The sequence below is a fragment of the Streptomyces sp. NPDC090994 genome, assembly GCF_044768905.1.
Taxonomy (GTDB): domain Bacteria; phylum Actinomycetota; class Actinomycetes; order Streptomycetales; family Streptomycetaceae; genus Streptomyces.
Map to the genome: position 1 here is coordinate 122,946 of NZ_JBIVWS010000016.1, position 22,808 is coordinate 145,753.

General features: G+C 73.3%; 15 protein-coding genes. 7 read left to right on the top strand and 8 right to left on the bottom strand.

Translation table 11 applies throughout. The features are described from left to right. Window positions 1–31: 31 nt before the first annotated feature. Entirely contained in the window at window positions 32–2,827 is a 2,796-nt protein-coding gene (locus ACIQR3_RS27675; RefSeq protein WP_403543354.1) for a beta-L-arabinofuranosidase domain-containing protein, read from the bottom strand. A 128-nt stretch (window positions 2,828–2,955) separates the two neighbouring features. Continuing rightward, window positions 2,956–3,435, bottom strand: coding sequence for an Lrp/AsnC family transcriptional regulator (locus ACIQR3_RS27680; RefSeq protein ID WP_215169494.1), 480 nt, complete (start codon window positions 3,433–3,435; stop codon window positions 2,956–2,958). 218 nt (window positions 3,436–3,653) lie between these two features. Between ACIQR3_RS27680 and ACIQR3_RS27685 the strand changes: the two genes are divergently transcribed. Further along, window positions 3,654–5,147: an FUSC family protein gene (locus ACIQR3_RS27685; RefSeq protein ID WP_403543355.1), complete on the top strand. Its 1,494-nt coding sequence runs from the start codon at window positions 3,654–3,656 to the stop codon at window positions 5,145–5,147. Window positions 5,148–5,364: 217 nt separating this feature from the next. After that, window positions 5,365–6,405 carry a lactonase family protein gene (locus ACIQR3_RS27690; RefSeq protein ID WP_403543356.1) on the top strand — a complete coding sequence of 347 codons (1,041 nt, stop codon included), beginning with the start codon at window positions 5,365–5,367 and terminating at the stop codon, window positions 6,403–6,405. Window positions 6,406–6,616: 211 nt separating this feature from the next. Here the strand turns inward: ACIQR3_RS27690 and ACIQR3_RS27695 are convergent, their stop codons facing one another. Then, window positions 6,617–7,540 (bottom strand): sirohydrochlorin chelatase, encoded by a 924-nt coding sequence (locus ACIQR3_RS27695; RefSeq protein WP_403543357.1) that lies wholly within the window; start codon window positions 7,538–7,540, stop codon window positions 6,617–6,619. A 137-nt stretch (window positions 7,541–7,677) separates the two neighbouring features. Next, the gene (locus ACIQR3_RS27700; protein WP_403543358.1) at window positions 7,678–8,706 is read right to left on the bottom strand and encodes an N-acetylglucosamine kinase; all 1,029 of its coding nucleotides are present in this window, start codon (window positions 8,704–8,706) and stop codon (window positions 7,678–7,680) included. Between the two features lie 80 nt (window positions 8,707–8,786). Between ACIQR3_RS27700 and ACIQR3_RS27705 the strand changes: the two genes are divergently transcribed. Next, complete coding sequence (locus ACIQR3_RS27705; protein WP_403543359.1) at window positions 8,787–9,464, top strand: uracil-DNA glycosylase; 678 nt, start codon at window positions 8,787–8,789, stop codon at window positions 9,462–9,464. Window positions 9,465–9,629: 165 nt separating this feature from the next. Here the strand turns inward: ACIQR3_RS27705 and ACIQR3_RS27710 are convergent, their stop codons facing one another. Next, complete coding sequence (locus ACIQR3_RS27710) at window positions 9,630–13,622, bottom strand: metallophosphoesterase (RefSeq protein WP_403543360.1); 3,993 nt, start codon at window positions 13,620–13,622, stop codon at window positions 9,630–9,632. A gap of 285 nt (window positions 13,623–13,907) precedes the next feature. On the opposite strand from ACIQR3_RS27710, the gene ACIQR3_RS27715 reads away from it, so the two are divergent. Further along, window positions 13,908–16,985 carry a family 16 glycoside hydrolase gene (locus ACIQR3_RS27715; RefSeq protein WP_403543361.1) on the top strand — a complete coding sequence of 1,026 codons (3,078 nt, stop codon included), beginning with the start codon at window positions 13,908–13,910 and terminating at the stop codon, window positions 16,983–16,985. Between the two features lie 121 nt (window positions 16,986–17,106). On the opposite strand, the gene ACIQR3_RS27720 is transcribed toward ACIQR3_RS27715, so the two are convergent. Both ACIQR3_RS27720 and ACIQR3_RS27725 read right to left on the bottom strand, forming a co-directional pair. After that, window positions 17,107–18,264 carry a WD40/YVTN/BNR-like repeat-containing protein gene (locus ACIQR3_RS27720; RefSeq protein WP_403543362.1) on the bottom strand — a complete coding sequence of 386 codons (1,158 nt, stop codon included), beginning with the start codon at window positions 18,262–18,264 and terminating at the stop codon, window positions 17,107–17,109. Between the two features lie 160 nt (window positions 18,265–18,424). Next, the gene (locus ACIQR3_RS27725) at window positions 18,425–19,807 is read right to left on the bottom strand and encodes a nucleobase:cation symporter-2 family protein (protein WP_403543363.1); all 1,383 of its coding nucleotides are present in this window, start codon (window positions 19,805–19,807) and stop codon (window positions 18,425–18,427) included. Between the two features lie 163 nt (window positions 19,808–19,970). Between ACIQR3_RS27725 and ACIQR3_RS27730 the strand changes: the two genes are divergently transcribed. The 3 genes from ACIQR3_RS27730 to ACIQR3_RS27740 all read left to right on the top strand — a co-directional run bounded on the left by ACIQR3_RS27730 (window position 19,971) and on the right by ACIQR3_RS27740 (window position 22,031). After that, window positions 19,971–20,411, top strand: coding sequence for a MerR family transcriptional regulator (locus ACIQR3_RS27730; RefSeq protein ID WP_403543364.1), 441 nt, complete (start codon window positions 19,971–19,973; stop codon window positions 20,409–20,411). Next, window positions 20,408–21,388 (top strand): NAD-dependent epimerase/dehydratase family protein, encoded by a 981-nt coding sequence (locus tag ACIQR3_RS27735; protein ID WP_403543365.1) that lies wholly within the window; start codon window positions 20,408–20,410, stop codon window positions 21,386–21,388. Before ACIQR3_RS27730 ends, ACIQR3_RS27735 begins: the two co-directional genes overlap by 4 nt. A 187-nt stretch (window positions 21,389–21,575) precedes the next feature. Then, window positions 21,576–22,031 carry a DUF6214 family protein gene (locus ACIQR3_RS27740; protein WP_403543405.1) on the top strand — a complete coding sequence of 152 codons (456 nt, stop codon included), beginning with the start codon at window positions 21,576–21,578 and terminating at the stop codon, window positions 22,029–22,031. A gap of 61 nt (window positions 22,032–22,092) precedes the next feature. On the opposite strand, the gene ACIQR3_RS27745 is transcribed toward ACIQR3_RS27740, so the two are convergent. Further along, complete coding sequence (locus tag ACIQR3_RS27745) at window positions 22,093–22,761, bottom strand: DUF305 domain-containing protein (RefSeq protein ID WP_403543366.1); 669 nt, start codon at window positions 22,759–22,761, stop codon at window positions 22,093–22,095. Between the last annotated feature and the right edge of the window lie 47 nt (window positions 22,762–22,808).

The following is a 22,808-nucleotide window of genomic DNA, read 5'->3' on the forward strand; positions in this document are numbered from 1 at the left end:
GTACGGCCGAGGACAGAACCTCGTACGGCCGTCAGTCCGCGTACGACGCCCGCCGCGCCGTCGCCACCACCCGCTCACCGTCCGCCCGCCCGAGCAGTCCGTCGGCGACCCACCCGGCCACGACGGACCGCACCCGTCGCACCAGGGCGTCCTTGCTCCGGAACGGCGCCCCGGCCCACACCTCGTCCAGCAGTGTGGTGCCGTCGGCCCGCGCGGGGTTGGCGACACCGGCGTCGGTGCCGCCGAACACCACCCGGGGCTCAGCCCGGCGGACGTAGACGTGTGTCGGATCCTCGGTCCCCTCGGCGAACGGCGCCCACTGGACGCCGTCGAGCCCGTCCAGCGTGAAGTGCAGCGGCACGCCGGGCACGGGGGTGAGCGCGGGCAGCAGGTCCCCGGAGAGTCCCGCGCCGCCGTACAGGCCGACCTCCAGGAACCCGGTCGAGGACGAGCGCGCGACCAGGTTGACCGGGCCGAGGAACAGGGCCTGCGTCGACGGGTCGTCCAGCGCCCGCTCCACCCGCAGCCGGAACGGCATCGCGACGCGCACGGTGTCACCGTCCCGCCAGGTCCGCGACACGGTGAAGTAGCTCCCGGGACGCGGAGTCCCCGGCACCGCACGCCCGTTGACGTTCACCCGGAACCCGTCGACGGCCCAGGACGGCACCCGCAGCCTCAGCGCGAACGAGCCCCCGGACCCGCCGACCGTCAGGACGCTGCCCTGCTCCCGCGGGAAGTCCGTGACCTGCGTGACGGTGACGCCTCTGCCTTCCCAGGTCACCGTGGACGGGAGGTAGAGGTTGACGTAGAGGGCGCTGTCGTCGGCCGCCGCGAAGTACACCGAGTCCTGGTACTTGGTGGCGCTCTCCATGCCCGTGCCCTCGCAGCAGGTGGTGCCCTGCTTGGGCGTGTAGTCCCGCACCTGCCCCGGTGCCAGCCCGATGAAGTAGGTCACGAGCGGCTTCTCCGCGTCCGGGCGGTCCTGCTTGGAGCCGAGCACCTGGTTGAACAGGGCCCGCTCGTAGTAGTCCATGTACGCCGGGTCCTGCTCGTGCAGGAACAGCGCCCGGCTCAGCTTGAGCATGTTGTACGCGCAGCAGGTCTCCGCGGTCGTCTCCCCGAGGGTCCCCGCGATCACGTCCCGTGCCTTCCAGAACTCACCGCTGCTGGTGCCGCCGATGGCGTACATGCGGTGCGGTACGACCATGCTCCAGAAGTTCCGCGCGGCGGCGAGGTAGCGCTCCTCGCCCGTCTCGTCGTACAGCCGCAGCAGACCGGTGAAGATCGGTATGTGCTGGTTGGCGTGGAGGCCGTCGAGGATGTCGGTGCCCGCCGCGCAGGCGTCGATGAGCCGGTCCAGGTCGAACAGCCGGGCCAGCGCGAGGTGTTCGGCCCGTCCGGTGAGGGCGTGCAGATCGCAGATCGCCTCGACGATGCCGCCGAACTCGCCGCTGGAGAAGATCCCCCACATCCGCTGGAGCGTCGCGGCCGGCAGTACCGACAGCCGCGCGTGCATCCAGTCGCCCATCCCGGCCGCGAGGTCCAGGGCGCGCTCGTCACCGAGCGCGAGATACGCGTCCAGCAGCCCCCGCAGGATCTTGTGCGCGGTGTAGTACGGCGCCCACACCCGGCTGTAGTCGCTGCCGGTCATCGACTCCAGTTCGATGAACTGCGTCTCCGGATACGCGGCCAGGAACCCGGGATGGCTGGGCCCGCCCCAGGTCCGCCGCAGCGTCGCGGTCAGCCCCCGCCCGGAGGCGTCCGCGAAGGCGCCGCCGCCGGTCTCGTCGAAGGCGTACGAGACGAGGTCCCCGCCGCCCGGACGGTTCCGGGCCCCGGCGATCTCGTCGGCGCCGAGCGCCCGCGACCACACGTCGAACCCGCCGAAGGCGCCCGCGAACACCGGGTCCGCGGCGAAGTGGGAGCGGCCCAGCCAGTGGTGGGCGAGACCGCCGAGCGCGGCCGGGGTGAGCGGCAGGTCCGTGTTCCGGTCCACCTCGACGCCGTCGACGTACAGCGTCCCGGTGCCGTCGGCCAGCGTGACCGCCAGGTGGCTCCACTGGTCCAGGGGGAGCGCGGCGGTGCCGCTGAGCGCCTGCTCGGCGCCGGGTCCGCCGTCGGTGATCGCGAACCGGGGCACCCCGGCGGAGTCCCGGACGGCCAGGTACAGATAGCGGGTCGTGTCGTCGCCGAAGTCGAGGACCCGCGCCCAGGCGCCGTCGTGCGTGGGCTTCACCCAGGCGGCCAGGGTGAGCGCGGGAGCCTCCCCGAGGACGCCCGCGGGCAGGTCGACGTACTGGTACGAACCGCGCACGTTCTCGACGGCCCCGCCCCGCGGCCCGTCGACGCTCAGCACGGCCGGGTCGTGCCGCAGTGCTTCGCGTACGTCGGTCAGCGCCTCGACCACGGTGGTGATGCGGTCGGCGAACACCGGCTCGCCGGTACTGCGGTACGCCTGCGCCAGCATGGTCAGGAAGTGCCCGGTGTAGTGGCCGCGCAGATTGCCGTTGGCCTCGCCGTCCAGCCCCTCCCAGCCGCCGGGCGCGACCGCGCCGAGCGTGGACAGGCCGGCGTTGGCGCGGAAGACCTGGAGCAGCCGGTGCACGTCGTAGCCGCGGGCGTGGTCCAGCATCAGCTGCCGCTTGTCGGCGAAGACGCCGGGCCCGAGCGTCACGTCCTCCAGCCCGAAGGGCCGGGCGGTCCAGGACGCCGGTGCCGCGACGGCGGCGGCCCGCCGGTCACCGGCGGCGGCGTACGACAGTCCGGGCGTTCCGGCGGTGATCGCCGCGGCCAGCAGGAGGGACCGCCGGGAGAGGGGCGCTGCCATGTGCTCCTCGTTCCTTCGCACTCAGGGTGCGTTCGGTGTTGTGTGGCGTTGTTCGCCTGTTCGCTCGTTTGGTATATCGAACGATGTTCGAGAGATCGCCCAGAAGATAGGCAAGGGGCGGGAGGGCGTCAACGGTACTGACGGGTACGCCCGATCGACTCCACCAGCGGCAGCAGCCGGTGCGGGACCCGCTCGCGCAGCGCCACCTCCGAGCGGGTGCGGACCACGCCGGGGAGGCTGATCAGCTTCTGGATCACGTCCTCCAGATGGGCGTTGTCCCGCGCCACCACCCGGGTCAGCAGGTCCCCGCCGCCCGTGATCGAGAACGCCTCGACGATCTCGGGGACCTCGGCGAGCGCGTCCCCCACGTCGTCCAGGTGCCCCTGCGTCACCTCGATGTGCACGAAGGCGAGCACCGGGTGCCCGAGCGCGGCGGGGGAGAGGACCGGGCCCGTGCCGGTGATCACGCCGTCCCGCTCCAGCCGGTCCAGCCGCGCCTGCACGGTGCCGCGGGCGACGCCGAGGATCCGGGCGTACTCGCGGACGCTGGTGCGCGGCTGCTCCAGCAGCAGCCGCAGGATGCGGGTGTCCAGCTCGTCCACGGCCATGACGTCGCCTCCGTCGCGCGTGCGGTGCCTGGGCCGTTGGCCGGCCTCTGGACATCGTAAGACCTCATTCGCTGTGCCATTGGTCCAGTGAAAAAGGAAACTGTTGATCCAGCTGTGGACGGGATGCTGTGATGGACGGGTCGATGGCGCTGCGGAGGAGTCCGCGGCGCTTTTTTGCTGCCGGTGGACCGGACGTACGCGGAAGGGGGAGGCCAGTGGTGCTGAAGAGGATGTTCGTCGCGCCGGACCCGGGACGGACGCGGCTGCGGTTCGCGGCGCGGGCCGTGCTGGGCATCGGTGCCGCCGTCGCCGTCTGCGGGCTGGCCGGACAGCCGCTCGCCGGGGCGATCGCCGGCGGTCTCGCCGCGCTGCTCGCCCTGTTCACCGTCACCGACGCCACCGTCCGCGGCCAGGCGGTCACCACGGCGCTGCTGCCGGCCGTCGGCCTGCCGGTGCTCGCCGTCGCGGCCGTGCTGCACGACCAGCCCGTCGCCCGCGACCTCGCCTTCCTCGCCGTCACCGGCGCGGGCGTGTACGCCCGGCGCTGGGGGCCGCGCGGCCACAGCCTCGGCGTCTTCGCCTTCATGACCTATTTCGTGGCCCAGTTCCTGCACACCACCCCGGGACACCTGCCCGGGCAGTACGCCGCCGTCCTGCTGTCCGTGGCCACCGCCGCGGCGGTCCGCTTCGGGCTGTGGTGCTACGAACGCCGCCTCCCGGCACCCGTCGTGCCCGTCCTGCCCGGCGGCACCGGGCTCGCCCGCGTCACCACCCGTCAGGCGGTCCAGGCGACGGCCGGCGCGGGTTTCGCACTGGTCGTGGGGCAGCTGGTGTCCGGGGAGCGCTGGTACTGGGCGGTGGGCGCCACCTGGTGGGTCTTCGTCAACACCACCTCGCGCGGCGAGACCCTGGTCCGCGGCTTCCGCCGGGTCGCCGGCACGGCGGTCGGCATCGGCCTCGGCCTGCTCGTCGCCGTCCCGGTGGACGGGGCGGCCCTGCCCAGCGCCGTCCTCGCCGCCGCCTGTGTCTTCGGCATCTTCTACACGGCCGCCGTCTCGTACACCTGGATGATGCTCTGCGTCACCCTGCTCGCCGAGCTGCTCTACGGGCTGCTCGACGTGCTCACCCCGGCCCTGCTCGCCCTGCGCCTGGCGGAGACCGCCGTGGGCGCGCTCGGCGCGGTGCTCGCGGTGCTCCTGGTCCTGCCGGTCACCACCCACGCCGTCACCGACGGCTGGATCCAGCGGGCCCTGCGCTGTGTCCACCTCTGCACCGTCGAGGCGGCCGCCCGGATCGCCGGGACCGAGGGCGCCGACCCGGCGCCGCGCGTGGCCGAACTGGAACGGCTGCTCGGCCGGGTCCGGCTGTCGGTGGCCCCGCTGACGCACCCGCTCAATCCGCTGCGCACCCGCAAGCGGCGTGCCCGCCGGGTACTCGCGCTGCTCGACGACTGCGCCCGGGAGATCCACGGCCTGGTGACCGTCGCCGCCGACCCGGAGGCCTCGCACGACGCCCGGCTGTCCGCCGCGTGCCGCCGGGTGGAGGCCGCCGTCGAGGCGCTCACGGGCGGCGGCGCCGTGCCCGCGCGGGCGGAACGGGCGGGCGTGGGGGAGCCGGTCCTGGCCCACCTGCACGGTCTGGAGCACGCGCTGGTCGAACTCGCCGCACCGCTGCGAGGTCCGGCTCCGCTCGGTCTCGACCGGGTGGCCTGACCGGTCACCCGGATCCTCTGCCTGGTTTGTCCAGCTGGTCCAAATAGTCCAGCTGATCCAGCTGATCCAGTGGGCCCATTTGGTCTAGACCGCAGATGATCACTGCTACCGTCGCCCGGGACGACAGGCACGACGGGGCCGACACGTACGGCAGGTACGGCAGGTACGGCAGGTACGGCGGGTACGGCAGGTACGGCTGGGACGAGAGGGGACAGCAGTGGCGCAGGGCGACGGCACGGGCCGGCAGCGGCGGGCGTTCATCGGTTCGTTCACGGCGGCCGGCGGCCCCGGCATCGTCACCGCGGCCGTCGACCCGGACAACGGCGCGCTGACCGCCCTGGGCACCGTGAACGGCCTGCCCGACCCCTCCTGCCTGGCCCTCTCGCCCGGCGGCGGCACGCTGTACGCCGTCAGCGAGACCGCCGACGGCGCCGTGGCCGCGTACCGCGTGACCCGCGACGGACCCGTACCGGCCGGGCCGCCGGTGTCCGTCGGCGGCAGCGGACCCACCCACCTCAGCCTGTTCCGCGGGCACGTCCTCACCGCCAACTACGGCTCCGGCAGCGTCACCGCCGTCCCCGTCCGGTCCGACGGCACCCTCGCCCGCGCCGCGTCCGGCGTGCTCCGGCACACCGGCTCCGGCCCGCACACACCGCGCCAGCAGGGCCCGCATGCCCACCAGGTGCAGCCCGACCCGAGCGGACGCTGGGCCGTCAGCGTGGACCTCGGCACCGACTCGGTGCGCGTGTGCACCCTTGAGGACGGTGCCCTGGCCGTCCACCGGGAGACCGCCCTGCGTCCCGGTTCCGGCCCCCGTCACCTGGCCTTCCACCCGGACGGCACCCGCGCCTACGTGGTCAACGAACTCGCGCCGACCGTCACCGTCTGCCGCTGGAACGCCGACCGGGGGGCGCTGCGGCCGCTCACCGAGGTCCCGGTCCTGCCCGGCGCCCCGGCCGGCGACGCCTACCCGTCCGGCGTGGTCGTCTCGTCCGACGGCCGGTTCGTGTGGACCGCGACGCGCGGCGCGGACGTCCTGACGGCGTTCGCCGTCGAGGGCGAGACGTTGCGGCCGGCCGGCACGGTGCCCTGCGGGGGCCACTGGCCGCGGGCGCTCACCGAGGCCGGCGGTTTCCTCTACGCGGCCAACGAGCGCTCCGGGGACGTGACCTGGTTCGCGGTGGACGAACGCACCGGCCTGCCGCGCCGCGCCGGCGCGCTCACCGTCCCGGCGGCCTCCTGCGCGGTCTTCGGCTAGCACCGGGAACCGGTCGGCACCACCACCGGTCGGCACCACCACCGGTCGGCACCGCCACCGGTCGGCACCGCCACCGGCCGGCGCCGCCACCGGTCGCCACCACCACCGGTCGGCACAGCAACCCGGTCAGCACAGGCACCCGAGTACGACGAAAGGCCCGCCCCCCGGTCCGCGTGAACCGGAAGGCGGGCCCTGACCCGTCATGGCGCCGTCAGCGAACGGGCGCCCCCTGCGGCTGCGGCGGGGTGATGCCCAGCGCCGTCGTGTACTTGGCCAGCGCCAGCTTGCCGATGGCCGGGTACGGGCCGAGCGGCTCGGCGACGGAGCAGCCGGCCTCCTTGGCCGCCTCCTCCAGCAGCGTCGCGTCGATCTCCGGACCGATCAGATAGGGCGCCAGCGCCAGCTGCTGGGAGCCGGAGCCGCGCAGTTGCTCGGCCACGGACGCGATCGAGCCCTCCTGGTCCAGCGCCGCCGCCATCACCGGCACGGCCAGGCGCGCGGCCAGCAGCATGCCGGTGATCCCGGCCGCCTGCACGGCCTCGTCGCCGCCCACCGAGGCCAGCACGATGCCGTCCGCCGCGGTCGCCACGGTGAACAGCCGGGCCCGGTCGGCGCGGGCCAGCCCGGCCTCGGAGAGCCGCACGTGCAGCGCCTCGGCCAGCAGCGGGTGCGGACCCAGTACGTCCGTCAGCTCGGCCGCGACCCGGCTGTCCATCACGGCCTGGCGGACCTGGCGCAGCAGCGCGCTGTCCGGCCCGGCGAGCAGCGGTACGACGACGGCGACGGGACCGTCGGGCTCCTTCACCTCGGCCCCGGCGGCGACCGCCTGCTCGTAGCGGGCGGTGCGCTCCTCGGCCGCGTGGGCCAGCACGGCGGCCAGCGACGGGAACTCCTTCTCGTCCCCGTCCAGGTAGCCGATCCGGGCGTCCAGGCCGGGCAGTTCGGAGCGGGCGATGCTCACGACCTCCTCGGCCAGGCCCCGCGTGGCGGCGCTGGGCGTGCCGGGCACGGCCAGGACGAGCGCGGGCGCGCCCTCGGGAGCCACCAGCGGCTCGGGTCGGCGGTGGCGCCCCGGCTGGCGGGGGCGCGGCATTCGTACTGGCAGGCCGGACGCGGGCCCAGTGGGGGAGCTCATGGCGCCGCATGTTACTAACTTCCCGGGCTCCCCTGTTCGGGGAGGGCCCAGGTGAGCGGTATCCGTCCGGTTTTGTCTGAAGAGTGATGTACGGATCGGACGACATCGGCACGATTCCCCTCACCGGAAGACCGGAGTCAGCCACCCCCGGCGGTGGTCACCCACAGCATCCCCGGAGCGTCCGGAAGGGCGAGCGGACCGGCCGCCAGCCCGGCCGCGATCCGGACCGCGCCGTCCAGCGGATCGCCCTCGGCCGGCACCCACCGCGCCCGCGGCAGCCGGTCCGCCAGCTCCTCCTCCAGCCGCCCGGTGAGCGCCCGGCCCAGCTTCAGCAGTCCGCCGGTCACGGCGACCCGGACGCCGTCCCCGTCCGGGCAGACCGCGGCGGCGGAGTCGGCGATGTGCCGGGCGGCGTCCCGCAGGATGCCCGCGGCCACCGGGTCGCCGCCCGTACCGCCGCCCGCGCAGCAGGCCACGTCCGGCGCGAACGAGGCGAGGACGGCGGCCCGGTCGGTACGCGGGTACAGGGCGCCGGGCAGGTCCGTCACCGGCCCGAAGCGTTCCGTCGCGCGGGCCAGCAGCGGCGCGGAGCCGCCGGACCGCCCGTCGTGCGCCCGCAGGGCGGCTTCCAGCCCCGCCCGCCCGATCCAGGCACCGCCCCCGCAGTCGCCGAGCAGGTGCCCCCAGCCGTCCGCGCGGCGCCAGCCGGTCAGGTCCGTGCCGACGGCGATCAGTCCGGTGCCCGCGGCGACCACGGCGCCGGGCCGGAAGCCGAGCGCCCCGGCGTAGGCGGTGACGGCGTCGGCGGCCAGCGCGACCGTCCGCGTCCCCAGCTCCCGGGCCAGGGCACCGGGCAGTTCGGCGCGCAGGGCGTCCCCCAGGGTGGCGAGCCCCGCCGCCCCGACCACGGCGACGGCGATCCGGTCCACCCCGGCCTCGGCGGCCGACGCCCGGGCCAACGGCGCCAGCTGCTCCATCAGGTGCCCGGGATGGATGCCCCGGGCGCCGGTCCGGACCGGCTCGCGCGACCCACGCCGCACCGGCGTACCGCGTCCACAGGCCCCGAAGCCTCTGAAGTGTCCGAAGTCTCCGAAGTCTCCGAGGGCCCCGACCGCGACCCGGAGCCCGGAGCCGCCGGAGTCCACGGCGAGATATCCGTCCGTCACGGCGACGAAGCGTACCGCTCGGGGTACCCCGTTCCGACTCCGGCGGAGCGTGCCCCCGTCCGCCAGTAGAGTGACTCCCCGTGGCACCACGACCTCTCCATGAACTTGTCGAGCCCGGCTGGGCGAAGGCCCTGGAACCGGTGGCCGAACGCGTCGCCGCGATGGGCGACTTCCTCCGCGCCGAACTCGCCGCCGGCCGCACCTACCTGCCGGCCGGGCCGAACGTCCTGCGCGCGTTCCAGCAGCCCTTCGACGACGTTCGGGTCCTGATCGTCGGACAGGACCCGTATCCCACGCCGGGGATGGCGATCGGCCTGAGCTTCGCCGTGGCGCCCGAGGTGCGCCGCCTGCCCGGCAGCCTGATCAACATCTTCCAGGAGCTGCAGAGCGACCTGGGCCTGCCCCGCCCGTCCAACGGCGACCTCACCCCGTGGACCCGGCAGGGCGTGCTCCTGCTCAACAGGGCGCTGACGACCCGGCCCAACAGCCCCGGCTCGCACCGCGACAAGGGCTGGGAAGAGGTCACCGAACAGGCGATCCGCGCGCTCGCCGAACGCGGCCGGCCCCTGGTCTCCGTCCTGTGGGGGAGGGACGCCCGCAACCTGCGCCCGCACCTCGACCGCTACCCGGTGATCGAGTCCGCCCACCCCTCGCCCCGCTCCGCCGACCGGGGCTTCTTCGGTTCCCGCCCCTTCAGCCGGACCAACGACTTCCTCGTCCGCCAGGAAGCGGAACCGGTCGACTGGCGCCTGCCCTGACCGGCCCGGTCGCGGCCGCGGTCACCCCTCGCCGGCTCCGGCGGCACCATGGTCACCCGTGAGGCGCACCGCCACCCCTGAGGCGCACCGCCACCCCAGCGAGCCGGCCCGCCGCCCGGACCGGTGCGGTCCGGACGGCGGGCCGGTGGGTGGGGTGCGCGCGGGTCAGTCCTGCTCGTCCAGGTGGCCGAACCAGTCGTAGTACGGCGATCCGGGGCCCCAGTCGCCCGGACGCCCGTCGGCGTCCTTCGTCACGAAGACGCTCGGCTGGGAGGCGGTGACGCCGCCGCCGGCGGAGCGGGCCGTGACGAACCAGGCGTGCGCGGCGCCGGGCCTGAGCTTCCGCCAGGTCACCGAGGCGACCTCGCCCGACTCCACCGTGGCCCTGCCGATGACGCTGACGGGGTTGTACAGCGCGACCGAGTCGGTCCTGAAGGTCGTCTTGCGGGACTGGAGGTCGATCGGCAGCACCATGTTGTCCTCGGTGCCGTCGTACCGGTGGTCGGAGTCGTACTCGGTGGCACCGAACTCGTCGAGGAACGGCGAGTAGGTGTCGACGGTCAGCTCGGAGCGGTCCACGTCGAACTGGAGCATCCGGAAGAAGCTCGCGCCGAAGTTGAGCCGGTCGTCGGGCCGGTAGCCGCCGGCCTCGGTGAGGCCGAGGCGGTCCGCGGAGACCGTGTAGAACTGGTAGTCCGCGAGGAGTTCGACCACGCCGTGGCCGACCTCGCCGACCTTCGGCTTCACGTTGGTGCCCACACCGTGCTCGTGACCGGCGAGGATCAGGAACACGTTCGGGTTGTCCTGGACCACCTTCTTGTACAGCATCGAACCGTCGGGCGCGGAGAACGGGGCGCCGCGTCCGTCGGGGCTGGTGCTCGGCGCGAGGTAGTCGTGCGAGAGCAGGATGCCGTTGCGGTCGGAGAACCGCTCGAAGACCGAGTCGGCCCACGCGGCCTCCTCGCGGGTCACGCCGTAGGACAGGCCGACCACGACGAAGTCCTGGCCGCCGGCCGAGAACAGGTCGTAGTGGTTCTGGTTGTCGCCCGGCTTCCAGGGACCGCCGTAACTGGCGTGCTCCCAGCCCTCGGAGAGCGCTTGGTAGCGCTCGGGGCCGTAGTACCGGTTGTAGATCGCGTCCGGGCCGTTCTCGGTGCCCGACTGGTTGTCGTGGTTGCCCGCGATCACCCCGTTGGGGATGCCCGCGTCGTCCAGGATCTTCTGCTGCTTCGAGGACAGCTCCAGCTCGCCGACGATCTGCTGCCGCAACGCCTCGGTGGTGGGCTTGCGGATGTTGTTCTCGATGATGTCGCCGGTGTGGGCGACGTACGCGATCTTCCGCTCGTCCTTGTTGGCGACCACCCAGCGGCCGACGTCCCCGTACGCCTTCTCCCAGACCGCGCGCTCGGCGGCCGTCTCCTGCTCGACCGCGCCCTCGGAGAGGTACTGCGTGTCGGTGTGGTGGACGATCGAGAAGTCGTACGAGTCCGGGTCCGCGAAGGAGTCCGGGTCACCGGCCTCGATGTCGTCGGCGAACGGGTCCTCGCCGGTGACCATGACGTGGACGGTGCGCCGGTCGACGTAGGTGTCGACGTCCAGGACCGCGCTCAGCACGGTGTTGCCCTCGGCGGCGCCGCGGGCGCTGCTCACCACGTCCCACTGCCGGGTGCCGGTGTTCCACACCCGCAGCGAGGCGAGGCGCTCGGGGTCGATGACGCCCTCCCAGCGCAGCACCGGCCGGTCGACCCGGCCGTGCACGCCGACGTCGAACCGCTGGAAGGTGACGTCGGAGGAGGCGGGCGCGTCCAGTGTCCGTCCGTCGGCCGGGGCGAGGCCGGCCGCCTTGACCTTCTTCTCGCCCTTGACCTTCAGGGTGGTCGGCACGGCGGTGGCGGTGCCCTGGTACACCTTCCCCGGGGTGAGGATGTCGGCCTCGGCGAAGGTGGCGGTGACTTCGCCGCCGTCGGGTTCGGCCACCTGCGCGGACAGCGTGACGTTCCGGCCGGCGTCGGTGGTGCCGGACGCGGGGGTCAGCCGGCTCGGGGTGTCCGGGACGCCGGCGGAGGTGAACGCGATCTCGCGGGTGCCGGTGTTGCCGAGGCCGTCGGTGGCGGTGACCGAGAGCGTGTGCGGGCCGGCCTTCAGACCGGGGCCGACCGCCTCGCCGGCCTCGATCGCCTTGCCGTCCAGCTCGATCCGCGGACCGTCGGTCACGCCCGAGGGATCGTCGACCCGGACGTCGAGGACGACCGCGGCGGTGATCCGCTGCCCGGCCCTCGGGGTGCTGTCCGTGACCACGGGCGCCGAGTTGTCGGTGGCCAGGACGCGGGTCGCGGTCCTGCCGGACTCCGAGGTCGCGGCCAGCGTGTGCGTACCGTCGGCGATCTCGGTGGTGTCCAGGTCGGTACGCAGGCCCTTGGCCGGGCCGTCCACGAAGAACTCCAGGTCGACCTCGTCCAGCGGGTTGACGCTGGAGCCGCAGGAGCCGTCGCCGAAGCTGTAGGAGCCCTTCACCATCCGCCCCTCGGCGGTGCCGCCGACCGGGGTGAGGGTGAGGTCGGAGAGCACGAAGTCGTCCCGGTTGACACCGCAGGAACTGTCGATGCCGCCGGTGACGACGTCGATCGTGTTCCAGCCGGGGACCAGCCACTCGTTGGGGACGGGCAGCTCGACGCGCCGGCTGACGTAGTCGCTCTCCAGCGGCACCTTCCGGCCGTTGACCAGGACGTGGTTCCGGTAGCGGGCCTCGATCGAGTTGCCGCCCACGGTGAAGCCGAGGGTGGCGGTGCCGGAACCGAGGGTCTGCACGACCGGCACGGCCGGGGCGTCGATCGTCCAGTGCAGCTCGGCCTCGCGCAGCGCGGTCGACGACGAGCCGCACGTACCGTCGCCCATGGAATAGGAGGGCGCGATGTCCTCGCCGGTGACGGTGGCGCCGTCCAGGGCGAGATCCAGGCCGCCGATCTGGAAGTCGTCGCGGTTGGCGCCGCAGCTCTCCTGGTAGGCGCCGGTGACGACCTTCACGGTGTTGTCGCCGGGCACCAGGTAGCGGGCCGGCACCGGCAGGAAGACGCGCTGGCCGGCCCAGGTGCCGCCCAGGTCGATGCGCTTGCCGTTGACCAGCAGGTGGTTGTCGAACTTGTCGTCGATCGAGTTGGCGCCGACGTCGAAGGAGAAGACCGCCGCTCCGTTGCCCAACTGCGGCTTGGCGGTGGGCGTCTCGCCGTCCACGGTCAGCGCGGCGACCCCGCCGTCGTCGCCGGCCGGCAAGGCGGCGGACACCGGCTGCTCGCCCCGGACCAGCGTGCCGTCCTCGGGCAGCAGGCGGGGCGCGCCGGCCGGGGCGTTGTTGACGGTCACCTTGCTGGTGACGGCCTTGCCCGAGGCGGTGGTCGCGGTGAGGGTGTGCTCGCCGCCGGCCAGCCGCGTGGTGTCCAGGTCGCTCCGCAGACCGGTGGTGCCCCGCGGGTCGCCCAGGACGAAGAAGCTCAGTGACGCCTCGGTCCGCAGCGAGGTGTTGGTGCCGCAGCTGCCGTCGCCGAACGAGTAGGTGTACTCGTTCTCCTCGCCGTCCGCGACCTCGCCCAGCAGCGTGAGCCGGATGTCGGAGAGCACGAAGTCGTCGTGGTTCGTGCCGCACGAGGTCTCGATGGCACCCGCGGAGAACCGGATCTCGTTCTCGCCCTTGACCAGGTGCTCGTTCGGGATCTCGATGGTGGCGCGCTCGTTGACGAGGTCGCCGAGGGCCGCCCGGTACTCGCCGTTGACGAGGACGTGACTCCCGTAGCGGGCCTCGACCGAGTTGGAGCCGACGTCGAAGCTCAGCCGGGAGACGCCGACCGTCTTCTCCGCCTCGACGGCCTTCCCGTCGACGGCGAGCCCGGTGACGGAGTCACCCGCCACCGTCGGCGTCGCCTCGATCGTCCGGGTGCCCTCCAGGTAGCTCCCGTCGGCGGGGGTCAGGACGGGCAGGGACGTCGCGTCCGCGTCCGCGTCCGCCGGGTCCCGCTGGTCGGTGGCGCGCCGGTCGGTCCCGGGAGCGGCGTACGCCGCCGTCGCGTTCCCGCCCACGAGGACGAGCGCGGCGAGCGCGGCACCGGCCAGCCGCCGGCCGCCGGACCCTCCGCCCCGCCCTCTTCGTCGCTGTGCTGGCCGCATCGGCAGCCGTCCTTCCTGTCGTCACAAGGTGAGGGGCACGCCACGATCCGGACCGGGCGTGCCCACGGCGGATCATGCGCACGTCAGGTGAACGCCCGTGAGCCGCCTGTGAACGAACAGGGGAAGGGGTGTCAGGGCGCTTTGAACGCGCCACTTTGAACACACCCATGACAAAGTGTGGACATGTCAAGCAGAAGTCTCCTACCTTGACGGCGGAACTGCAGCCACACCGCTCACGACCGGAGCGACTTCCGGCACGGTCCGGTCCCCACCCCCGGAGGACCAATGCACCCACGCCCACGCCTGTTGCCACGCCTGCGCAGACGCGCCGTTCTCCTGCTGACGACGAGCATCCTCACCGGCGGCCTGTACGCCGCCCCGGCCGCCACCGCCACCGCCACCGCCACCGCCACCGCCACCGCCACCGCCACCGCCACCGCCGCCGCCACCGCGGCCGCGGCCGCCGACATCCCGCCCCAGGAGCCCGGCGTCACCCTGCGGGTCTTCGACACGCAGACCCCGCTGAGCAAGCTCTGCGTCCTGAAGCCGGGTCAGACCCCCAACCACGACAAGCTGATGCCGACCGTCGACTGGTCCACGGAGGCCGACTTCGGCGGCTTCGCGGACAACTTCACGTCGGAGGCGTCGGGGTACCTGGACATCCCGGCCGACGGCAGCTACGTCTTCCGCCTCACCAGCGACGACGGCTCACGGCTGACCATCGACGACGCCACCGTCATCGACCACGACGGCCTGCACGGCGCCGAGCCGAAGGACGGCACCGTCCACCTCGCCGCCGGCCCGCACCCGTTCCGTATCGACCACTTCGAACGCGACGGCGGGCAGCAACTGCAACTGTCCTGGCGCCCGCCCGGCGCCGACGGCTTCACCGTCGTCCCCACCGAGGCGCTGAGCACCGACGCCGGTGTCGTCCGCGTCACCGCACCGGGCCGCAAGGAGTGCGAGGCGGGCCGCGACACCCCCGGCGACGGCCTCCCGCTGACCTCCGTACGCCCCGATCTGACCCTCACCGACCTGCGCCCCGAGGGCTTCGAACCGCAGGTCAGCGGCATGGACTGGCTGCCCGACGGCCGCCTGGCGATCAGCACCTGGGGCGGCACCGACAACGTGGCCGGCGAGGTGTACCTGCTGGACAACGTCACCGGGGCGACCAGCGCCGACCAGGTCACCGTCAAGAAGGTCGCGAGCGGACTGCGTGAGCCCATGGGCATCAAGTACGTCGACGGCGACCTGTACGTCTCGCAGAAGCACGAGCTGACCCGGCTCGTCGACGAGGACGGCGACGACGTCACCGACGACTACCGCACCGTCGCCACCTGGCCGTACGGCGGCAACTTCCACGAGTTCGCGTTCGGCCTCCTCTACCGCGACGGCTACTTCTACGTGAACCTCTCCGTCGCCATCAACCTCGGCGGCGCCACCACCGTCCCGCAGCCCGCGCCCAACCGCGGCGCCACCTACAAGGTGAGCAAGAAGACCGGGAAGATCAGCCCGGTCGCGGGCGGACTGCGCACGCCCAACGGCATCGGCTGGGGCCCCGGCGGCGACCTGTTCGCCACCGACAACCAGGGCGGCTGGCTCCCGGCCTCGAAGCTCGTCCAGATCAAGCAGGGCCGCTTCTTCAACCACTACATCGAGCCCGCGGGACCCTTCAACGCCAACCCCGTCACCGAACCGGTGCTGTGGTTCCCGCAGAACGAGATCGGCAACTCGCCCTCCACCCCGCTGTACCTGAAGAAGGGCCAGTACGCGGGCCAGATGCTGATCGGTGACGTCACCTACGGCGGCCTCCAGCGCGCCTACCTGGAGAAGGTCAAGGGCCAGTACCAGGGTGCCGTCTTCCGCTACACCCAGGGCCTGGAGGCCGGCGTCAACCGCATCACCCTCGGCCCCGACGGCGCGATCTACGCCGGCGGCCTGGGCGCCGACGGCAACTGGGGCCAGGAGGGCAAGCTCAAGTTCGGCCTGCAGAAGCTGACCCCCAACGGCGGCAACACCTTCGACATCAAGACCATGCGCGCCGTACCCGGCGGCTTCGACCTCACCTACACCCAGCCCCTCTCCGCCGAGACCGCCGCGCAGCTCGCCGAGCGCTACGAGGCCGAGCAGTGGGCCTACACCCCGACCGCCGACTACGGCGGCCCCAAGATCGCCGAGGAGCGGCTCGGCGTACGGTCGGCCACCCTCTCGGACGACGGCCGCACCGTCCGCCTGCGCCTGGACGGACTGAAGCCGGACCGCGTGGTGCACCTGCGCTCCCCGCGCCCCTTCGCCTCCGCCTCCGGTGAGACCCTCTGGTCCACCGAGGCCTGGTACACGCTCAACGAGATGCCCGGCAAGCAGCCGCCCGCCGCGACGCTGTACGAGGCCGAGGAGGCCACCCTCACCGGCACCGCCGGCATCCACAGCGACCACACCGGCTACTCCGGCGACGGCTTCGTCGACCGCTACGCCACCGAGGGCAAGGCCGCCACGACCTTCGACGTGACGGTCCCGAAGAAGGGCACCTACGACGTCAACCTGCGCTACTCCAACGGCCCGAACCCCTTCCAGGGCACCAAGTCCCTCTCCCTGTACGTGAACGGCGAGAAACTGCGCCAGACCCAGCTCCCCTCCACCGGTGACTGGGACACCTGGTCCACGAAGACCGAGCGGATCTCCCTGCGCGCCGGACACAACTCGATCTCCTACCGCTACGACCCCGGCGACACCGGACACGTCAACCTCGACCTGATCACCGTGCACCCCCGGGGCGACCGCGTCACCCTCTTCGACGGCACCGCCGTCTCGCAGTCCCAGTGGCAGCACACCGACGGACGCCCCACGGCCTGGCCGCTGTCCGACGAGAAGTCCATGGAGGTGTGCTGCGGCGACCTGCGCACCAAGGACGCCTACCAGGACTTCGCGCTGCACGTGGAGTTCCGGGTGCCGCTGCTGCCCCCGGAGGTCACCGGCCAGGACCGCGGCAACAGCGGCATCTACCTCCAGGACCGCTACGAACTGCAGATCCTCGACTCCTACGGCGACACCACACCGGCCACGAACGAGGCCGGGGCCTTCTACCTCAAGAAGGCACCCGACGTGAACGCGGCCACCGCGCCCGAGACCTGGCAGACGTACGACATCGTCTTCCGGGCGGCCCGCTTCGACGAGAGCGGCAACAAGACCGCCGACGCCCGGGTGACGGTGGTGTGGAACGGCAAGAAGGTCCACGACGACGTGGCCCTCGACGGTCCCACGGCCTCGGGACGGCCGGAGACCCCGGCCGCGGGGGCGATCCGCCTCCAGGACCACGGGAACACCGTCCGGTTCCGCAACATCCAGGTGCGGCCCCTGAGCTGACGCGATCGTCAGGACGCGAGTCCGGTCCTCCCGACCCGTCGGCCCGCCCGCGGCGCCTTCCCGGCGCCGCGGGCGGGTCCGTCCCCGTGGCGCCGGAGGACGTCACCAGGGGCGTCACCGCTCACCCGACCACCGCCGCCCGCACGCACAGCACGTCCGGCAGGTGCGAGGCCAGCTGCCGCCAGCTGTCGCCGTCGTCGGCCGACGCGTACACCTCGCCGTTGCGGTTGCCGAAGTACACCCCGGCCCGCTCCCCGGCGTCGTCGGTGCACAGCGCGTCGCGCAGCACCGTGCCGTAGTGGTCCTCCTCCGGCAGCCCCGCCGTGAGCGGCTCCCAGCTCCCGCCCGCATCGGACGTACGGAAGACCCGGCAGCGCCGGCCGGCCGGGACCCGGTCCGCGTCGGCGTTGATGGGGAAGACGTACGCCGTGTCACCGCGCCGCGGATGCGCCGCCACCGCGAAGCCGAACGTGGACGGCAGGCCCTCGCCGATGTCCGCCCAGTGCGCGCCGGCGTCGTCGCTGCGGTACACCCCCCAGTGGTTCTGCAGATAGAGGCGGTCGGGGGTGGCCGCGTCCCGGGCGATCTTGTGCACGCACTGGCCGAACTCCGGGTTCGGATCGGGCAGGAACACCGCGGAGACACCGGAGTTGGACGGCGCCCAGCTCGCGCCGCCGTCGGTGGTGCGGAACACGCCCGCGGCCGAGACGGCGACGGTCACGGCCCGCGGGTCGCGCGCGTCGGTGAGCACGGTGTGCAGCCCCTCGCCCCCGCCGCCCGGCACCCACTGCGAGCGGGTGGGGTGCTCCCACAGGGGCCGGACCAGCTCGAAGCTCTCCCCGCGGTCCTCCGAGCGGTACAGCGCCGCCGGTTCCGTACCGGCCCAGACCACGTCGGGCTCGGCGGCGGACGGGTGCAGCTGCCACACCCGCTCCAGGGAGGCGTCCGTCTCCTTGGGGAACTTCACGGCGGGCCGTGCCGGTTCGGTCCAGGACCGGCCCAGGTCGTCGGAGTGGAAGACGGACGGTCCCCAGTGCGCGCTGTCCCCGCCGGCCAGCAGCCGCGGGGTGTCCCGCCGGGTGTCGATGGCGACCGAGTACACGGCCTGCGCGTTGAAACAGGGGTCCTCGTCGAACTCCCAGGTGCCCCTTCGCCGGCGCCCGATGAACAGGCCTTTCCTGGTGCCCACGGCGAGCAGTACCTCGGTCATGCCGATCACCTCCGTGGCGTCCTCTTCGACGCCTTTGTCTCGGACACCGGCCAGTTTGCACCCGACCACTGACAGTCACCTCCGGGATCGGCGTCGGCGCAGGTCAGGTCGGCAGTGCGCGCGCGGCCCGGCCGCCGTCCGCCGCCTGTCCGCCGGCCCGGTCCTCCCGCCGGCCCGGACCTGGCCCGGTCATGACCCGGACGTGCCCCGGTGCGGCTCGGCCGAACGCCTAGACGGCCTCCCCGGGCGTGACCGGCGTGGTGCCGCTCCGCGCGGGTTCCCCGGCCGGTTCCCCCGCTGCCGACCCGGCGCGCGCCGGAAGGTGGTTGAAGAGCAGGTTCAGCACGATCGCCGTCAGGCACCCCGCGCTGATGCCGCTGTGCATCACGGTCTGGAACCAGTCCGGGAACCGGTCGTACACGGTCGGCACACCGACCGGCAGCAGGCCCACCGCCAGGGACACCGCCACCACCGTGAGGTTGTGGTTGCCCTTGAAGTCGACCCCGGCGAGCGTGCGCAGGCCGCTCGCGGCCACCGTCCCGAACATCACCAGGCCGGCCCCGCCGAGCACCGGCGCCGGTACCGCCGCCACCACCGCACCCAGCTTGGGCAGCAGGCCGAGCAGCACCAGCATGCCGCCCGCCGCGGCCACCACCCAGCGGCTGCGCACCCGGGTCATGCCGACCAGACCCACGTTCTGCGCGAACGCCGTGTACGGGAAGGTGTTGAAGACGCCGCCGAGGACCGTGGAGAGACCGTCGGCCCGCAGCCCGTCCGCCAGCGAGCGCGGCTCGGCCTTCCGGCCGGTCAGCTCACCGACCGCGATGAAGTCACCGGTCGTCTCGGTCATGCAGACCAGTGCCACCACCAGCATCGACACGATCGCCGACGCCTCGAAGGCCGGGGCGCCGAAGTGGAACGGCGTGCTGATCCCGACCCAGCCGGCGTCCGCGACCCCGCCGAAGTCGGTGAAGCCCAGCGGCACCGCGACCGCGAGCCCGACCGCGATGCCGATCAGCACCGCGATCCGGCTCAGGAACACCGGCGCGAACCGCTGCACGGCGAGCACCACCACGAGCACGAAGGCCGCGAGCCCTATGTTCCCCGGATCACCGAAGTCCGCCGCGCCGGAGCCGCCCGCGGCCCAGTTGCCCGCCACCGGCATCAGCGAGACCCCGATGATCAGGATCACCGTGCCCGTCACCAGGGGCGGGAAGAACCGCAGCAGCCGCCCGAAGACCGGCGCCAGCAGCATGATCGCGAGCCCCGCGACGATCACCGACCCGTAGATCGCGGGCAGACCGCCTCCCGTCGTCCCGATCATCACCATCGGGGAGACCGCGGCAAACGTACAGCCCTGCATGATCGGCAGCCGCACCCCGAACCGCCAGAGGCCGACACACTGGATGAGGGTGGCGATGCCGCACACCAGCAGATCGGCGGTGATCAGGTACGCCAGATCCGCCGCCGGCAGCTTCATCGCCCCGCCCACGATCAGCGGGACGGCCACCGCGCCCGCGTACATGGCGAGCACGTGCTGAAGACCGAAGGCGGCCAACTGCCGTACGGGCGGCACCTCGTCGACCGGGTGCACAGGGGTGGGCGGGGCCATGGGCGCTCCTGGGCTGCGGAGGGGAAACACGTCAACAGCCAGAGACCGTAAGCGCCTTGAACAGTTTGTTGATTTCCGGTCTGTTGCCGCCGCGTGTCCGCCCCGCCGGGCACCGCGAGCCCACGCTTGACCTCAAGCGCTTGAAGTGTGTTCTGCTCGTCCCATGGCAACAACCTTCACCATTCGGGACGTATCCCGACGCAGCGGACTGAGCGAGCCGACGCTGCGCTACTACGAGGACGTGGGCCTGATCGGTCCGGTGGACCGGGACGGGAGCAGCGGACACCGGCGCTACCGCCCCGAGGACCTCGATGTGCTGGACATGCTGGCCTGCCTGCGGGCCGTCGGCGTCGGCATCGAGGACATGCGCGCGTACATGGCCAACCGGGCCCGCGGCCGGGCGGCGGCGGCCGAGCAGCGCGATCTGCTGCTGCGGCACGCCGAACGGGTCGAACGCGAGCTGGCCGCACAGCGGGTCCGCCTCACCTACCTGCGGGAGAAGGCGGCGATGTGGGACGCCCGGGAGCGCGGCGACGCCGCCGCCGAGGCCGAGGCGACCCGACGAGTGAGGGCGGCGGCAGGCCGCCTGGAGGTGGAGCGATGAGCAAGGTACTGGTCACCGGCGGGTCCGGCTATCTGGCGACGCAGCTGATCGCCGCGTTGCTGCGGGAGGGCCGGGAGGTGCGGGCCACGGTCCGCTCGACGGCCGCCCGCGAGGCCGGCCTGCGCGCGGCGGTGCGCCGCGGCGGCGCCGACGACGCCGGCCTGGAGGTCGTCGCCGCGGACCTGATGGCCGACGACGGCTGGCCCGCGGCGCTGGCCGGCTGCGACGAGGTCCACCACGTCGCCTCGCCCATCCCGGCCACCCAGCCCGAGGACCCCGACGAACTGATCGTCCCCGCCCGCGAGGGCGTCCTGCGGGTGCTGCGGGCCGCGCGTGATGCCGGCGCCCGGCGCACCGTCCTCACCTCGTCCTTCGCGGCGATCGGCTACACCCCCAAGCCGGACGCCGACTACACCGAGGACGACTGGACCGACCCCGACACCCCCGGCCTCGCGCCCTACCCGCGCTCCAAGGCGATCGCCGAGCGGGCCGCCTGGGACCTGGTGGAGCGCGAGGGTGGCGGCCTCGAACTGGTCGTCGTCAACCCGACGTTCATCCTCGGGCCCACCCTCACCACCGACCTGGGCATGTCGGCCCAGCTCGTCAAGTCGATGCTCGACGGGACGCTGAGCGTGCTGCCCCGCCAGTACTTCGGTGTCGCCGACGTCCGTGACGTCGCCGATCTGCACCTGCGCGCGATGGCGGCGCCCGGCGCGGCGGGGCGGCGGTTCCTCGCGCTGGCCGACGGGCCCACGATGAGCTTCCTGGACGTGGCCGGGACGCTGCGCCGGCGGCTCGGCGGCTGGGCCGCGCGCGTCCCCACCCGGGAGGCCCCGGGGGAGGAGCCGCGGCGCCCGGTCATCCACAACGACCGGGCGCGCACGGAGCTGGGCTGGACCCCGCGCCCCGCCGAGACGACCATCGTGGAGACCGCCGAGAGCCTGCGCGCCCTGGGCCTGCTGGCGCCCATGGCGTGAGGGTGCACGGGCGGAGCCAGTCCGCACGCGCACCGCTCGCGGTCCGCTGACAGGGTGCCGCGCGGGGTGCTCGACGCGTGTCCGGCACGTCAGGGATGGGCTGCGCGGTTACGTTCCGTAGGTGCCCGAAGCATCGCGCGTTCATCGTTCCCTCCGGCTCTCCGACCGCTGCCCGGACGACGGCGAGATCTCCGTACGGCACGCGTGGAACGTGTGCGAGGACGGCGCCACCGCCTCCTGGTACGACGTCCTGCTGGTGTTCGCCGACGGCGCCCGGATCGAGGCCCTGGCGGTGGTGTCCCCGGACGGCGTCTGCCTGGAGGACGTGCAGGCCCGGCCGGCGCTCTGCCTCGACGACCTGACGGTGCTCGGCGAGTGGCTGGAGGAACCCCTCGCCGAGGCGTGCGGCGCCGGCCGCGCGGACGGCACCCCGTCCGCCGTACGGCACGCCCGGCCCGGCTGTCCGCGGGGCCAGGAAGGGCGGCGGTTGGCGGCACGGGAGTACCGGGCCGCTCAGGAGCGGGGCGGCGACCCCGTCCTGGCGGTGATGGCCGCTACCGGACTGAGCAGGCGCGGATCGCTGCGGCTGATCGGCCAGGCCCGGGACGCGGGCCTGCTGGCACCGCGCCGGGCCCGCCGCTGACCGGCCCCCGCCCGGCAGCCGCCACCCGCCCGTCCCGCGGCCCCGGTCGCTCTCGTACGCGTCACAGCATGTCCCGCATCCGGGAGATCTCGCTCGTCTGCTGGGCGACCACGTCGTCGGCCATCTCCTCGATCCGGACGTTGTTGCCCTGCGCCTTCACGTCCGTCGCCATGGTGATCGCCCCCTGGTGATGGGTGATCATCAGTGTCAGGAAGAGCTGGTCGAACGCCTTCCCCCGCGCCGCGCGCAACTGCTTCAGCTGCGCGTCGGTCGCCATGCCCGGCATCGCGGCGTGGTCGTGCGCGCCGCCCGTCTCCGTCTCCTTCTCGCCGTGCTCCGTCAGCCAGCCCCGCATGGCGCCGATCTCCGGCTCCTGCGACGCGGCGATCCGCTCGGCGAGGCGCGTCACCTTCTCCGACGCGGCGCGCTCGGGCACCAGCTCGGTCATCACCAGCGCCTGGGCGTGATGCTGGATCATCATCCGGGCGTAGTCGACATCGGCCGAGTTGGGCGAGTCGTCGTCGGCGCGCTGCTCCTCGGCGTCCTGGGCGGACAGCGTGCGATTGGCCTCGCCCGGTCCGCCGGGCGCGATCACCGAGGGACCGGAGGAGGCGGCCGAGCCGGTGTCCCCGCCGGAGTCGCCGGAGTCGCAGGCCCCGAGCCCCAGTACGGCCAGGGCGGTCAGCGAGGCCGCGACGAGCGAGGCACGGGACACGGGACGGAAGGGCACAACGACCTCCTGGGGCAGCCGGGGCGGGGGGACACCTCGTGAGTGTC